This window comes from Colwellia sp. BRX10-4, assembly GCF_014077465.1.
In the GTDB taxonomy this organism is placed as follows: domain Bacteria; phylum Pseudomonadota; class Gammaproteobacteria; order Enterobacterales; family Alteromonadaceae; genus Colwellia_A.
Genome location: NZ_JACGVZ010000025.1, coordinates 1 through 14863, shown reverse-complemented (window position 1 = coordinate 14863; position 14863 = coordinate 1). Strand labels below are relative to the sequence as shown.

The following is a 14863-nucleotide window of genomic DNA, read 5'->3' as shown; positions in this document are numbered from 1 at the left end:
TTTTTTAAATGACTTTTCCTACTTTTAATAACTAACAACAATTCAACTTTTACAGTAACCTAACAGTAATTTTCACCCTATTGACAGGATTAATAAATGACCATCGCTAACGTACACTTACTTCTTACTGGCAATGAATTGATGACGGGAGATATTGTCGACAGTAATTCAGCAATGATCGCTCAACAATGTAAAGCCATTGGCATAAAAATTAGTCGAAAAGTAACCTTAGCTGACGATCTTGATTTACTTGCAAAGGAAATAGAACACTTAACAAAAGATGCCGATGTATTAATTATTAATGGCGGGCTTGGTCCAACGACAGATGATTTAACCGCACAAGCATTGGCGTTGGCGACACAACGTTCTTTAAAGCAACATCCTATAGCACTGGCCCATCTAAAGAGCTGGTGTGAACAACGTAATGCTCATTTAGGTAAGGCTAATTTAAAGCAAGCCCTGCTGCCAGAAAATTGTAATATTATTGCCAACCGAATTGGCAGCGCAGTAGGTTTTTCCTTAACACTGAATAATTGCCAAATCTTTTGTACGCCGGGGGTACCCCGTGAACTTAACATAATGCTTGGTGAAGAAATAATTCCTGAATTGGCCTCACAATCAAACTTCACCGCGGAAATGGATATTACTCGCTTACAATTATTTGGTATTGGCGAGTCAACCCTTCAGTCAATGTTGCTAAAAAACTTTCCCGATTGGCCTAAAGAAGTTGAAGTTGGTTTTCGCGCTTCTTCGCCATTAATAGAATTAAAGTTAACCGTTGAAAAAAATGAGTATTTATCAATAAAAGTCGATCTTATTCAAAAAATTAAAACATTATTAAACGATCACATCATTGAAGAGATTAAAGATAAACCTTATTCTTTAGCCGAACTAGTTTTGCAATTATGCCAACAAAAAAATCTTAAAATAACGACAGCAGAGTCTTGTACCGGCGGTTTAATCGCCAGCGAAATAACCAAAGTTTCAGGGTCATCATCTTCGTTTGAAGCTGGCTTTGTAACTTACTCAAATAATATGAAAAGCAAACTACTGCATGTTGATGAAAATATACTTGAACAATATGGCGCGGTTAGTGAACAGACAGTAATAGCAATGGCAGAAGGTGCATTATCCATAGCAGGGGCTGATTTAGTTATTGCCGTTTCTGGTATCGCTGGCCCAACGGGTGGCAGTAAAGAAAAACCCGTTGGCTCAGTTTGGATAGCTTGGGGTAATAAAGATAAAATACACACCAAATATTTTTGTATAAAGGCAAATAGGGAAAACTTTCAACGTATGGTAGCAGCACGGTCTCTTGATTTAATAAGACGGTTATTAATTGAGAGTAGTCAAACACCACTTTATTTTTAATATATAGCCTTAATATGTTGTATGCATGTTAACGTTAGGTATTAACTATACTGATATTGCAAGAAACGTGATTTTTATTGCGCCACAAATCAAATCTTTATATATTTGTAGGTAAAATAAACTAGAATAGAATTATGAAGCTGCATATTAGTTATTTGGGTAACTAATATTGTTAGACGTTTGAGTAGAAATAGGAGCATATTTTGATAGAAAAAAACTTCATCACGAGTGGTCGTAATACCATTATCCATAAGATGAGAAAATTTGATTTACTGATTATAAATGGTGGTCACCCTGTAGTGATTGTAAGTAACCGTGGTATAGGTATTTACAAAGGTGAAGTTCCAAATAAAAAAGCTGATGCTAAAAAAGCCTATCAAGATGTTGTTGATGTTAGTACAACAGACGTTTTTGGAGAGTATAAAACATTAATTTTTATACAAGCATTAGATAACAAAGAATATAAAATTGATTATTCAAAAGTAAATACTGGCTCTTTCATCAAAATTCACCAGGAAAACTACATTTAATCGATATTTTAAGTGGTAATATTGGAGTAAGTCTAGCGTGACTCAAGTAAGCTTAGTAGCAAATAAAAAAAATAATATTGACCTTATTTTGCAACCGGTTAAAGATGATATACAGGTAACAGAAGCCAGCGTCCATGAACTAATAGAAAGTTCTGAATTTAAAGACTTATATGTTGATAATGGTAATATAAAGAATGCCATCGCGGAACTTAATAGTGTTCTAAAACCTCTTCAAACGAATAAATCTGGTCGAGAAATTAGTTATCAAGTGCTTGAGCGCAGAGACGCGACTATTTCAATTACCATTGATAAAGATGAAATGTCTGCAACAGCTGAGATTTCAACAGCGCTTGGTGGTAAACATTTAACCGCTAAGGCCATTCTCAACTCTGCTCAAGAAGCGGGTGTCAGCAAAGGCTTTAGCAAAGAGCAATTGTTAAAACTTGCTCATAAAGCCGCGAAAGAACCTGCTGGCTCTATAATTACTGGCGAAATTGCCCACGGTAAAATTGCCGTTAATGGCAAAAATTCATCAATAAAATGGTTAGTACAAAGCGCCCAAGATAGAATTTTACGTCCTAAAGATCGCGAAGATGGAAGTGTTGATATGCGTGATTTAGGTGATATAATTTGTGTAAAAGTTGGTGAACCGCTCGCGAAAAAAATTATGCTTACCGAAGGCGTTAAAGGTTTTACTGTGACTGGCTCTCCCCTCGAGCCTCTGGCAGGAGATGACATCACGCTAACCGCTGGCGAAGGTACAACAATAAGCCCTAAGAATGATAAAGTCTTAATCTCAACACTGGTCGGCTTACCAAGAGTTATTGATAACGGCATGGAAGTTGACCCGGTTTATCGCATAAAAAATGTTGATATTAGTACAGGGCATATCAAATTTGAAGGCAGTGTTATTATTGATGGTGATATTTGTGAGGGTATGAAAGTAACGGCTACCGGCGATATCACTATTGGTGGTTTTGTTGAGTCAGCAACCTTAGAAGCTGGTGGTGACATTACTATTGGCAGTGGTATTATTGGTAAAAAACAAGACATTGAAGGTCAATCTCTCGATAATATTAAAATGAGTGCCTATATATCTGCTAAAGGTGATATTTTCGCAAAGTATGCCCAATATGCTCAAATATATTGTCACTCTTTACGTATTGAAAGCCAAATGATGCACAGCATTGTTGATGTTGAAGAGATACTTTGGTTAGGCACTGAAAATAAAGCTAATGGTAAGCTAATCGCTGGTTACATAAAAGCGGGAAAATCTGTTCATGCCGGTATTGTAGGCGCAACAGCAGGAAGCAGCACCATTATAAGCTTTTCCAAAAAAGTAGATCTAATGAAAGAACAGTTAGAAGATATTGAATTTATATTAAAAGTTGATTCTGATAAATCAACAGAATTACAATCAGCTGTTAACAAACTCAAAAAGTTGCCTGCCGATAAAGTAAACCCTGAGATGCTCAGTAAACTGGTTTCTACTTATAAGTTTCATGCTCATCGCGTAGGTGAGATCCTTAACAAAAAAGAAGCTTTTGAAGAACAAATACAAACTTATATGGCAAGTGTATATGTAGAAGCAACAGAGAAACTTTATCACGGTGTACAAATGATTGTTGGCGATTTCCAAGATAAATCTCGTCGTGAATATGGACCAACTAAAGTGAATTATAAAGAAAGAAAAATTCATTTTAATCCTATCGTTAATACATAGAATATTACTGAAAATCTTCTATTAATATCATTTAGTTATATTAGGAAAACGATGAAATTTAATACTCTTGCTTTAATTGCAACGAGCTTAATTGCTAGTACTGCTTCAGCACAGCAATGCGATATAAACTTTAATCATGGTGTGGTAATCAATCCTTCTCATGTACGTATTTTGAAAGAAAGCCAAACCTACGTTCAAATTAATAATGATCAACAATTATTTATTCGTGGGCGAGAGATAGCCCTCAATGAAGAGCAAAGACAATTACTCACGCAATACAGCCAAGGCATTCGTAAACAAATACCTGAAATAGTGGCAATAGCGATTGAAGGTGTCGATATTGATTTAAAAGCAGTAAACAAAGTTATTGCTAGTTTAACTGGTGAAAACAGCGCCTCACATCAAAAAATTCAAGAGCGCTTCGATGAGATGCAATACCGTTTAAGAGAACGTTTTAACCATAGCGATACTAATTATTATATTGCTTCGCAAGATTTTGCTGATTTTGATGAAATTTTTGCTGGCGCCTTTGAACAAGAAATTGAAAGTATCGTAACCGAATCAATTGGCACTATTTTAATGGCCGTTGGTGAAGCAATGACTACAAACGAAGAAAGCAGTAGTGAGCAGCGCGTAAAAACCTTTGACCAACGTATCAAAGGTATGGAAAAGGATTTACAGCTTGACATTGAACCCCGAGCACAAGAAGTTAAATTAAAAGCTGCGCAGTTTTGTAAAAGCTTAAAGAAGTTAGATCAACTAGAGTCTAAATTACAGCAAAGTATCACTGCACTAAGTGAATTTGATTTGATACAAACAAAATAACTCCATTGCTCCCAAAGAGCAACATTATCCTGATACAGGCACCGTCATCCTAAACACAACACCTTCATTTTGAGCAAGCATAATCACCTAAACACAACACTGTTATCATCAACACAACGTCGTTATCCTCAACCCAAACCCTGAACATAACACCGTCATCCTGAACACAACTCCGTTATCCTGAACTTGTTTCAGGATCTGTACTTGCAACAACAAAGACCAGATACTGAAATGAATTCAGCATAACGACAAGAGGACTAAACGATCACCGACTTCCTGATAGCATCACCGTCGTCTTTAACACAACGTCGTTATCCTGAGACGGGCACAGTCATTCTCAACACAACGCCGCCATCACCAGCACAACTCCGTCATCCTGAACTTGTTTCAGGATCTGTACTGATAACAACAAAGACCAGATACTGAAATAAATTCAGCATGACGACAAAAGGACTAAACGATCCCCGACGCTCTGATCAAATCACCTTCGTCTTTAACACAACGTCGTTATCCTGAGACAAGCACAGTCATTCTCAACACAACTCCGCCATCACCAGCACAACTCCGTCATCCTGAACTTGTTTCAGGATCTGTACTGATAACAACAAAGACCAGATACTGAAATGAATTCAGCATGACGACAAGAGGACTAAACGATCACCGACTTCCTGATAGCATCACCGTCGTCTTTAACACAACGTCGTTATCCTGAGACGGGCACAGTCATTCTCAACACAACGCCGCCATCACCAACACAACTCCGTCATCCTGAACTTGTTTCAGGATCTGTACTGATAACAACAAAGACCAGATACTGAAATAAATTCAGCATGACGACAAAAGGACTAAACGATTACCGAATTGCTGATAGCATCATCGTCGTCTTTAATACAACGTCGTTATCCTGAGACAGGCAACGTCATTCTCAACACAACACCGTTATCCTGAACTTGTTTCAGGATCTGTAATTACAACCACAAAAATCAGATACTGAAATGAATTAAGCATGACGACTAAAGGACTAAACGCTCACCGACTCTCTGAAACCATCACTATCATCAACACAACAACTTAATCCTAAACATAAAAAAACCTGCATCAGCAGGTTTTTTATAATTAAAATCATACAAATAGTAACTTACATATTTGGATAATTCGGACCACCGGTGCCTTCTGGTGTTACCCAAGTTATATTTTGGCTTGGGTCTTTAATATCACAGGTTTTACAGTGAATACAGTTTTGCGCATTGATCACTAATTTGTCACCCTGCTCTGTCGATTCAATTTCGTATACGCCAGCCGGACAATAACGCTGAGCAGGCTCTGCATACTTAGCTAAGTTAACCGTAATTGGAACATCAACGTCAGTCAGTCTTAAGTGACAAGGTTGTTCTTCTTCATGGTTAGTATTTGACAAAAATACTGAGGTTAATTTATCAAAACTTAGTTTATTATCTGGTTTTGGATAATTGATAACCGCCGACTCCGAGGCTAATTTAAGCTGGTCATGGTCAAGCGTATCGTCCTTGAGGTTAAACGGTAATTTACCATTAAATAGGTTTTGATCTATGGTGTTATAAGCACCACCCAAGGTCATACCAAACTTATGCATAGCCGGGCCAAAATTGCGAGAGCTATAAAGTTCGTCATATAACCAAGAGTTTTTAAACCTTTCAGTATAATCGGCAAGGTCTTTACCACCTTCATCACCGGAAACGATCACTTGAAAAATACTTTCAGCGGCTAACATACCGGATTTCATTGCGGTGTGATTACCTTTGATTTTAGCAAAGTTTATCGTTCCAGCATCACAGCCAACTATAATACCACCTGGCATTGTCATTTTAGGTAATGAGTTAAAACCGCCCTTTGCCATCGCTCGTGCTCCATAAGAAACACGTTTACCGCCTTGAAGGTACTGACTAATTTTTGGATGATGTTTATAACGTTGAAATTCATCAAATGGGCTTAAGTGCGGGTTGCTATAATTTAAATCTACAATAATACCTACAAATACCTGATTATTTTCTGCATGGTATAAATAACCACCGCCCGTTGCACCTTGATCTAATGGCCAACCGGCTGTATGTACCACGAGACCTTCTTGGTGCTTAGCGGGGTCAATGTCCCAAATCTCTTTAAAACCTAAACCATAATGCTGTGGAGAGACACCTTCATCTAAATTAAATTTACTGATCAGTTCTTTACCTAAGTGACCACGGCAACCTTCAGCAAAAACAGTATACTTAGCGCGAAGTTCCATTCCAGGAACAAACGAATCTTTTTCTTTACCGTTAACATCTAGACCCATGTCACCGGTAATAATACCCGCAACACTACCATCATCGTTATAGAGTACTTCATGTGCAGGGAAACCAGGAAAAATTTCAACCCCTAATTCTTCCGCTTGCTCTGCTAACCAACGACATACGTTGCCCATGCTAACAATATAGTTTCCATCGTTATGCATAGTTTTTGGTACAGAGATGTTTGGTAATTTTATCGCGTTGGTTTCGCTATTAAGTAAATAAAGATCATCGCCGGTAACTTTTGTATTAAGTGGCGCACCTTTGTCTTGCCAATCTGGGAATAATTCATTTAGCGCTCTTGGCTCAAAAACAGCCCCCGATAAAATATGTGCTCCAACTTCTGAGCCTTTTTCAACAACGCAGACTAAAAGTTCTTGATCTTTTTCTTTTGCTAACTGCATCAAACGACAAGCTGTTGCTAAGCCAGACGGACCAGCACCAACAATAACAACGTCAAAATCCATCGATTCGCGTTCCATAAATTTCCCCAAAAAATATTGATTTAAATAAAATCAAACACTCGTTTGATTTTCAAACACCTGTTTGATAATATCACTCATTATAGATATTTTGTTGATAAATACTATCTTCTATTGAAAGATATTGCGACAAAAGCTATTTAAGCTCAATTTATCGAGACAAGCACCGTATTACGTTGACGTTCACGTAGTCTAGTATTAGTCTGTGGAGCAATATTGAGAAATACTTGCTAATGTTAGTTTAATTAATCAAACCTTAGCTTTACACTATAAATACAAACACAACAAACGCAATCAGAGGCTACGATGAAAGTATTAGTACCTATTAAACGTGTAATTGACTATAACGTCAAAGTTCGCGTAAAAGCAGACAATTCAAATGTTGATCTTGCTAATGTAAAAATGGCAATTAACCCTTTTTGTGAAATCGCTGTAGAAGAAGCGGTTCGTTTAAAAGAAGCTGGCGTTGCCACTGAAGTTATTGTGGTATCCGTTGGTGACAAACCTTGCCAAGAACAATTAAGAACGGCTTTAGCATTAGGCGCAGACCGCGCTATTCAAATCGAAACTGATGAGAAGTTAGACGCTCTTAATATCGCCAAACTTTTACAAAAGATTGTTGAAGAAGAACAGCCACAATTGGTCATTCTAGGTAAGCAGTCTATCGACAGTGATAATAATCAAACAGGTCAAATGCTCGCTGCCTTAACAGGTATGCCGCAAGGTACTTTCGCATCAGTTGTAAAAGTTGAAGGCGATAAAGTTAATGTAACACGTGAAGTTGATAGCGGCTTACAAACTGTATCCCTTAACCTACCTGCAATTGTTACTACCGATCTGCGTTTAAATGAACCTCGTTATGCTTCATTACCGAATATCATGAAAGCAAAGCGTAAACCATTAGTGGTTAAACCCGCTGCAGATCTTGGCGTTGATTTAAGCCCACGTTCAAAATTAATAAAGGTTGTATCACCTGCAACACGTAAAGCCGGTATTATTGTTGATGGTGTAGATACATTAATTGAAAAACTGAAAAATGAAGCGAAGGTGATTTCATGAGTATTTTAGTATTTGCTGAACATGATAACAGCACATTAAAAGCTGACACGCTTAAAACAGTTGCTGCAGCTCAAGCAATTGGTGGTGACATTCATATATTAGTTGCTGGTAGTAATTGTCAGAGTGTCGCACAAGAAGCCGCTAAAGTTAACGGTGTAAGTAAAGTACTTGTTGCTGATAATCCAGCTTATGAACATCAGTTAGCTGAAAACATTAGCTTATTGGTAACAGAACTTGCTGCTGATTACGAACACGTTTTAGCAACAGCTTTAACGACAGGTAAGAACTTTATGCCTCGCGTTGCCGCTTTATTAGATGTTGCACAAATATCAGATATTATTGCTGTAGAAAGTAGTGATACTTTTGTTCGTCCTATTTATGCAGGTAATGCTATTGCCACAGTGCAAAGCTTAGACAGTAAAAAAATCATTACGGTTCGTCCTACCGGTTTTGACCCAGTTGCCACTGATGGTAGTGCTGAGATTGTAGCAGTAGACTCAGTAACAGATGCTGGCATTTCAACGCATGTAAATGATGAACTCTCTGTATCTGAACGTCCTGATTTAGGTGCAGCAAGTATCGTTATTTCAGGTGGTCGTGGCATGCAAAACGGCGATAACTTCAAATTACTTGAAGGTATTGCAGATAAGCTTGGCGCTGCTATCGGTGCTTCACGTGCCGCTGTAGATGCTGGCTTTGTACCAAATGACATGCAGGTCGGTCAAACAGGTAAAATTGTAGCTCCTGACTTATACATAGCTGTAGGTATAAGTGGTGCAATACAACATTTAGCTGGTATGAAAGATTCTAAAATCATTGTTGCGATCAACAAGGATGCCGAAGCACCTATTTTTCAGGTAGCTGATTACGGTATTGTTGGTGATTTATTTGATGTATTACCAGAGCTTGAAGGTAAACTGTAAACTATAACGTTTTCAGACTTATTTTCTAGGTATAATAAAGCCACTTTAATAGTGGCTTTATTTTTATCTTTTATTTAGCCATTCAGACAATTAACAATTGGATATCGACATCATGAAAAATAAACTTTCTAGTCTTAGCGATCTTGCTGGTGCATTTGGTAGAGAGACATCCACGGCTGAGCATTCAGCCAAACAGCAACCAGTCGATAGTGCATTAGTCTATTCAACAGATAGTGGCCGTATCAAGCAAGACAATAACGCCCAAACAATAACAGCCAGTGATGGCTTTGCTAAAGTTAGACGTGAAACTAAAGGCAGAAAAGGTAAAGGCGTCATCACCATTAGTGGATTAGGCCTAGATGCAAAAGCACTAAAAGAGCTTGCTACAAAATTAAAGAAAACCTGTGGCACCGGTGGCAGTGTTGTAGGTGAAGTCATCGAAGTGCAAGGCGATAAAAGAGAGCAAATAAAACAAGTCCTTGAGAGCAATGGCTTTAAGGTAAAATTTGTTGGCGGTTAGTCAGCAAATATCTAACGGGCTAGCTTATATCGTACTTTCGTAATTTCATTGCTATTTTGTTGTGTGAAACCTTTAGCCGCTCTGCTAGTTTCCTCGTTGTTGGATAAAGCGGATACAACGTTTTAAGCAAATCTCCTTCAAATTTTTCTTGAGCACTATTCCAGTCCGACCATTGAGGCTGCTCAGCAAAATTATCACCATCGCTAGCAGAACCAGCAATATTGTGACTTATTGGCACAACGACAGCTGAAAATTGTGATAACGCACCATCAATATCAGATTTTTCAATAACACCACTATCATTAAGGGCCACTGCTCTAAATAAAATATTTTGTAACTGGCGAATATTACCTGGCCACGGGCATATCTTAAGGGCAGCAAGTGCTTGCTCTGTTAAAGTAGGTACTTTTCGTGCAACTTGAAGCGCCGCCATTTTAATAAAGTGTGCCGCTAATAAAATAATATCATCGGGTCGTTCACGCAGTGGTGGTATCGACAAATTCAATACATTGAGGCGATAAAATAGGTCTTCTCTAAATAATTGTCGTTCAATCTGTTGCGGTAAGTGTTGGTGACTGGCACTGATTATACGCACATTCGCTGTTAACTCTTTCGTGCCACCTAAGCGACGATATTTATAGTCCTGTAAGAATCGTAATAACTTAGCTTGTAAATATACTGACATTTCTGCAATTTCATCTAAAAAGATAGTTCCTGTTTCTGCCAATTCAAATAGCCCGGGTTTACCCCCTTTTTGAGCCCCGGTAAAAGCACCTGGCGCATAGCCGAACAATTCACTTTCTAATAAGTTTTCAGGTAATGCTGCACAATTCAGCGCTAAAAAAGGTGCATCAGCACGTCGACTGGCATTATGCAAAGCACGAGCTAGTAACTCTTTACCAGTACCTGTTTCACCACTGATAAGTACCGGTAATTCTAATTCTGAAAACCTGAGTGTTTGAGACTTTAACAGCCGAATAGCTGAGTTTTCACCAATAATATTATCAAATTCAGCTTGCTCTCGACTCTGTATTAACGCGATATGCTGACCAACGCGGTTCATTGAACGTAAAGTGAGTATAACACCCGATGAACTATGTTCTGAAAATATCGGCGTGATGTCAGCTAAATAAGAATGTTCGAGGAATGAAAGTGAAAAATTACTCATTGAAGAATTAAGCATATCTTGAAAGGACTGATCTATATATTGATCGATATGATGTCCCTCAATTGTTATCACTAAACCTTTTAATAACGACTGAGCGGCCGTATTAATGATAACAATAATACCATTTTGGTCGATATCGAGTATAGGGTCAGGAATAGTGTCTAATAAGGTCTTTAAATGAGCTTCACGTCTCTGTGTCGGTAATAAATCGACAGATAAACAATGAACTATATCATCGCGATGTGACAGAGAATTTTGCACATCTGACAATGCTAATTCATTGGACATAAAGTGGACATAAATAAAGTGACTAACCACTTCAAGTGAACGTATATTCCAACGATTATCAGCAAAAATAGCCAAGATTTCTTGGCTTATACCAATACGATCTTTTACTTTAATTTCAATTCTCATCATTTTATCTCAATGTTTTATAGCCATCTTGTAATAGATTAATTACAATGTATTAATTATATTACAGAATAGCTGATAAGCGATCGATTTGTAATAATTTAATTACAAATCAGTGAGGGCATACACTAAATAAAACATAACACATTGATATAAATAACTTATATATTGATGGCTCTATTTTTGCAGCTGTAAAATAAACAGATCAATATAATAGAAATTAGCGGCGCAACCTATAAATAATAACAAAGTGCGCTGTTAATTTTCTCAATCAAAATGCTTATTAAAGAGAAAATTTATGAAAAATAGTAAATATGTTGAAACACAAGCAATCCATTCAGGCCGAATTAACGATGAGCAATTTGGCTCTTTAGCAACACCACTATACCAAACATCTACTTTCATTTTTGAAAACGCTAAACAAGGCGCCGACCGTTTTGCGGGTGAAGCTGAAGGATATATCTATGGACGATTAGGTAACCCTACAGTAAGACAATTAGAAATGCGTGTTGCTGCCATGGAAGAGATGGAAGATGCCGCTGCCACAGCAACAGGCATGGCAGCTGTTTCTGGCGCCTTATTAGCTAATTTGCAATGTGGTGATCATATTATTTCCTCTAGTGCCTTATATGGCTGTTCATATGCATTGATCAGTCATATGCTAACCAAATTCGGCATTGAAGTTTCATTTGTTGATATGAAAGTGCCTGAAAATATTGAAAAAGCGATAAAACCAAATACTAAAGTTATATTCCTAGAAACACCAATAAACCCAAATTTAGTAGTTTTAGATTTAGCACGTATTTTAGCTATATCAAAAAAACACAGTATTCTTTCAATCGTTGACAATACTTTCCTAACCCCTGTTTTACAGCAACCTGGAAAATTTGGTGCTGACATCGTTGTTCACAGTGCAACTAAGTATCTAAATGGTCATGGTGATGTAGTAGCAGGTATTATCTGCAGTAATGCTGAAATGATAGAACATATCAAATTAACGGCACTTAAAGATATTGGCGCAACAATGAGCCCACATGATGCATGGTTAATTATGAGAGGATTAAAAACCTTACCACTGCGTATGGAACGTCACTGTTCAAATGCACAAACAATTGCTGAGTTTTTAGAAAGTCACCCAATGATAGCTAAAGTTTATTACCCTGGCCTTAAATCGCATGACGGTTATAAATTTATTGGTACGCAAATGAAAGCGGCCGGTGGAGTTATCGCTTTTGAATTAAATGCAGATTTAAAAGGTGGCGAAGAGTTTATAAATCGGATGAGTTTATTTTCGATCGCAGTAAGCCTAGGTGATGCAGAGTCTCTTATTCAGCACCCTGCTTCGATGACTCATTCACCTTATACACCAGAAGAGAGAGTGGCGGCAGGTATCAGTGATAGTTTGATTCGAATATCTGTTGGTTTAGAACACGTAAATGATTTACTTGACGATCTAAAGCAATCGTTAGATCAAATAGAAAACCGCCAAGAGCGAGTTGCCTAACTTAGCGTTTTATAACGAGTAAGTATAATTACCCGTAAAGTATTAATCCTGCGTTATAATTTTAGTTAGCGCAGGCAGTACTTTTTCTTTTAACAAGGTTAATTCACTTTCTGTATAAGCCTTCGTTGCAAACTCACCCCACACAGGCTTAGGCCAAGCAATATCATCCGCAAAGCGAACAATGTGATGGACATGAAGTTGTGGACAAATATTACCTAATGCCGCTACATTCATTTTTGTGCCATTAAATAACTGTATTAAGATTTCACTTAACAAGCTTGATTCATTGAGAAACTGCTGTTGTTGCTGCCAATCAAGTTGATAAATATCTTGAATATCATCGACCCTAGGTACTAAAACAAACCACGGATAATTACTATCATTCATTAGTAATAGTGTTGACAGTGGTAACTCAAGTAACTCAATGGTGTCACGTTGTAATAGCGCGTGAAGTTGAAATGTATTAGACATATAGACTCTCTTAACGTTTATTTTTACGACCGCGACCGCGGGCAGTTTTCTTAGCTTCTCTAGCCGCTACCTTTTTAGCCTCAAGCTCTATAAAATGAAGTGTTTCAATCTCTATCATATCGGGAGTTTCAAAGGTAATGCCGCCCAGGGTATTATCGCGTATCTCATTGATTAATATTGCTGCGGCTTTATGATAATCAATACGACCACCTGATTTAACACAGCCGCGTCTACGACCTATTTCTTCAAGTAACTCTACTTCGGTTTGTGGCGTATCGTCAAATTCATAACGTTCTTTTAATCGTTGCGGGTAATGCGCTAATAAATATTCACCAGCAAACGAGGCAATATCTTCATGGTCGAAGGCGGTATCTTTAACTGCGCTGGTAATCGCTAATCGATAGCCACTGTTTTCATTAACAATTTTTGGCCACAACATACCTGGAGTATCATACAAGTAAAGACCTTCGTCTAAACGAATTCGCTGCTGACCTTTAGTCACAGCGGGCTCATTACCCACTTTAGCTTTTGCTTTTCCAACAAGAGTATTTAATAAAGTAGATTTACCTACGTTAGGGATACCCATAATAACAACGTTGATCTGTTTACCCGTTTCATTTTTACTCGGTACTAATTTACGAATAAGACTAGGGAGTGTCTTCGCTACAGAAGGGTTATCTGTGGTTAGAGCGATTGCTTTGACATTTTTTTGAGACTCTAAATATTCTAGCCAAATTTTTGTTTTTGCAGGATCGGCAAGATCAGACTTATTGAGAATTTTAATAAGGGGGATATCACCTCTGATCTCAGTGATCATCGGATTTTCACTGCTAAACGGCAATCTAGCGTCACACACTTCTATGACCACATCGATTTGTGGAAGAATTTCTTTTATTTCTTTTTGGGCTTTATGCATATGCCCAGGGAACCAATTAATAGCCATAACAACACTAAGTAATTTACTAATGTGTAGATTTTAGCAAGTTACGCATTGATACACACGTTACATTGAAAATAAATATGATATTACAAGCATCGCCAGTTATAAGATAAGTTTTCGAGCTGAAAGATATTAAGTTTAACTCGCCTTAGTGGCAAGTTTACAAAGATTAGAATACAAATAAACATTACGTTAATCACAGGCATGCTTATTAAAGCCAGACTAGCCATAAAGTATTACGTTTAAATGTTACCTATTGATTTATTTTGATGAGAATTAGCAATTTTTGCTAAGTTTATTAAACGACAGAAAACAAAAAAACCAACTCTTTCGAATTGGGTTTCTGACGTGTAGGAATATACTAATGTCGTGTTGCCAAAGATGGCAAAGAGCGACCTAAATAGAAGCTTAACAATGTACTACTCTCACATGAGAATGTCGAACATAAGTCACACTAATGTTGGTGCTACGACTCTACAGGTATAAATGATTTATTTTTAAACGTCAGAAAGCAAAAAACCCGTAGCATCAGCTACGGGTTTTTCTAAATAGAAGCCTAGCAATGTCCTACTCTCACATGGGAACTCCCACACTACCATCGGCGCTACTGCGTTTCACTTCTGAGTTCGG

At 37.6% G+C, this 14863-nt stretch carries 12 protein-coding genes; 8 read left to right on the top strand and 4 right to left on the bottom strand.

What is annotated here, in order from left to right; translation table 11 throughout:
- The first annotated feature begins 96 nt into the window (after positions 1–96).
- From H4J67_RS16280 to H4J67_RS16265, 4 genes are all read left to right on the top strand, one after another.
- Positions 97–1371, top strand: coding sequence for a CinA family nicotinamide mononucleotide deamidase-related protein (locus tag H4J67_RS16280; protein WP_182204374.1), 1275 nt, complete (start codon positions 97–99; stop codon positions 1369–1371).
- Positions 1372–1574: 203 nt separating this feature from the next.
- Positions 1575–1901 carry a hypothetical protein gene (locus H4J67_RS16275; RefSeq protein WP_182170767.1) on the top strand — a complete coding sequence of 109 codons (327 nt, stop codon included), beginning with the start codon at positions 1575–1577 and terminating at the stop codon, positions 1899–1901.
- A 37-nt stretch (positions 1902–1938) separates the two neighbouring features.
- Positions 1939–3624, top strand: coding sequence for a DUF342 domain-containing protein (locus tag H4J67_RS16270; protein WP_182170764.1), 1686 nt, complete (start codon positions 1939–1941; stop codon positions 3622–3624).
- 51 nt (positions 3625–3675) lie between these two features.
- Complete coding sequence (locus H4J67_RS16265; RefSeq protein ID WP_182170761.1) at positions 3676–4449, top strand: DUF2884 family protein; 774 nt, start codon at positions 3676–3678, stop codon at positions 4447–4449.
- Between the two features lie 1138 nt (positions 4450–5587).
- Here the strand turns inward: H4J67_RS16265 and H4J67_RS16260 are convergent.
- Positions 5588–7237 carry an electron transfer flavoprotein-ubiquinone oxidoreductase gene (locus H4J67_RS16260; protein ID WP_182170758.1) on the bottom strand — a complete coding sequence of 550 codons (1650 nt, stop codon included), beginning with the start codon at positions 7235–7237 and terminating at the stop codon, positions 5588–5590.
- Positions 7238–7543: 306 nt separating this feature from the next.
- On the opposite strand from H4J67_RS16260, the gene H4J67_RS16255 reads away from it, so the two are divergent.
- The 3 genes from H4J67_RS16255 (at position 7544) to H4J67_RS16245 (ending at position 9739) form a co-directional block, all read left to right on the top strand.
- Positions 7544–8296, top strand: coding sequence for an electron transfer flavoprotein subunit beta/FixA family protein (locus tag H4J67_RS16255; protein ID WP_182170755.1), 753 nt, complete (start codon positions 7544–7546; stop codon positions 8294–8296).
- Positions 8293–9219 carry an electron transfer flavoprotein subunit alpha/FixB family protein gene (locus H4J67_RS16250; RefSeq protein WP_182170752.1) on the top strand — a complete coding sequence of 309 codons (927 nt, stop codon included), beginning with the start codon at positions 8293–8295 and terminating at the stop codon, positions 9217–9219. Before H4J67_RS16255 ends, H4J67_RS16250 begins: the two co-directional genes overlap by 4 nt.
- Before the next feature lie 241 nt (positions 9220–9460).
- The gene (locus H4J67_RS16245) at positions 9461–9739 is read left to right on the top strand and encodes a stress response translation initiation inhibitor YciH (protein WP_310650620.1); all 279 of its coding nucleotides are present in this window, start codon (positions 9461–9463) and stop codon (positions 9737–9739) included.
- 19 nt (positions 9740–9758) lie between these two features.
- On the opposite strand, the gene H4J67_RS16240 is transcribed toward H4J67_RS16245, so the two are convergent.
- Positions 9759–11324: a sigma 54-interacting transcriptional regulator gene (locus tag H4J67_RS16240; protein WP_259368645.1), complete on the bottom strand. Its 1566-nt coding sequence runs from the start codon at positions 11322–11324 to the stop codon at positions 9759–9761.
- Between the two features lie 292 nt (positions 11325–11616).
- On the opposite strand from H4J67_RS16240, the gene megL reads away from it, so the two are divergent.
- Positions 11617–12822 (top strand): methionine gamma-lyase, encoded by a 1206-nt coding sequence (megL, locus tag H4J67_RS16235; protein WP_182170743.1) that lies wholly within the window; start codon positions 11617–11619, stop codon positions 12820–12822.
- A gap of 42 nt (positions 12823–12864) precedes the next feature.
- Here the strand turns inward: megL and H4J67_RS16230 are convergent, their stop codons facing one another.
- Positions 12865–13293 carry an HIT domain-containing protein gene (locus H4J67_RS16230; protein ID WP_182170740.1) on the bottom strand — a complete coding sequence of 143 codons (429 nt, stop codon included), beginning with the start codon at positions 13291–13293 and terminating at the stop codon, positions 12865–12867.
- 10 nt (positions 13294–13303) lie between these two features.
- Positions 13304–14236, bottom strand: coding sequence for a ribosome biogenesis GTPase YlqF (gene ylqF, locus H4J67_RS16225; protein ID WP_182170738.1), 933 nt, complete (start codon positions 14234–14236; stop codon positions 13304–13306).
- Positions 14237–14863 lie beyond the last annotated feature (627 nt).

What these genes read in the sequence shown, in the direction of transcription:
- megL (WP_182170743.1), top strand. Translation starts at nt 11,617, where the DNA reads ATGAAAAATAGTAAATATGTTGAAACACAAGCAATCCATTCAGGCCGA.
- H4J67_RS16250 (WP_182170752.1), top strand. Translation starts at nt 8,293, where the DNA reads ATGAGTATTTTAGTATTTGCTGAACATGATAACAGCACATTAAAAGCT.
- H4J67_RS16240 (WP_259368645.1), bottom strand. Translation starts at nt 11,324, where the DNA reads ATGATGAGAATTGAAATTAAAGTAAAAGATCGTATTGGTATAAGCCAA.
- H4J67_RS16255 (WP_182170755.1), top strand. Translation starts at nt 7,544, where the DNA reads ATGAAAGTATTAGTACCTATTAAACGTGTAATTGACTATAACGTCAAA.
- H4J67_RS16265 (WP_182170761.1), top strand. Translation starts at nt 3,676, where the DNA reads ATGAAATTTAATACTCTTGCTTTAATTGCAACGAGCTTAATTGCTAGT.
- H4J67_RS16260 (WP_182170758.1), bottom strand. Translation starts at nt 7,237, where the DNA reads ATGGAACGCGAATCGATGGATTTTGACGTTGTTATTGTTGGTGCTGGT.
- ylqF (WP_182170738.1), bottom strand. Translation starts at nt 14,236, where the DNA reads ATGGCTATTAATTGGTTCCCTGGGCATATGCATAAAGCCCAAAAAGAA.
- H4J67_RS16280 (WP_182204374.1), top strand. Translation starts at nt 97, where the DNA reads ATGACCATCGCTAACGTACACTTACTTCTTACTGGCAATGAATTGATG.
- H4J67_RS16230 (WP_182170740.1), bottom strand. Translation starts at nt 13,293, where the DNA reads ATGTCTAATACATTTCAACTTCACGCGCTATTACAACGTGACACCATT.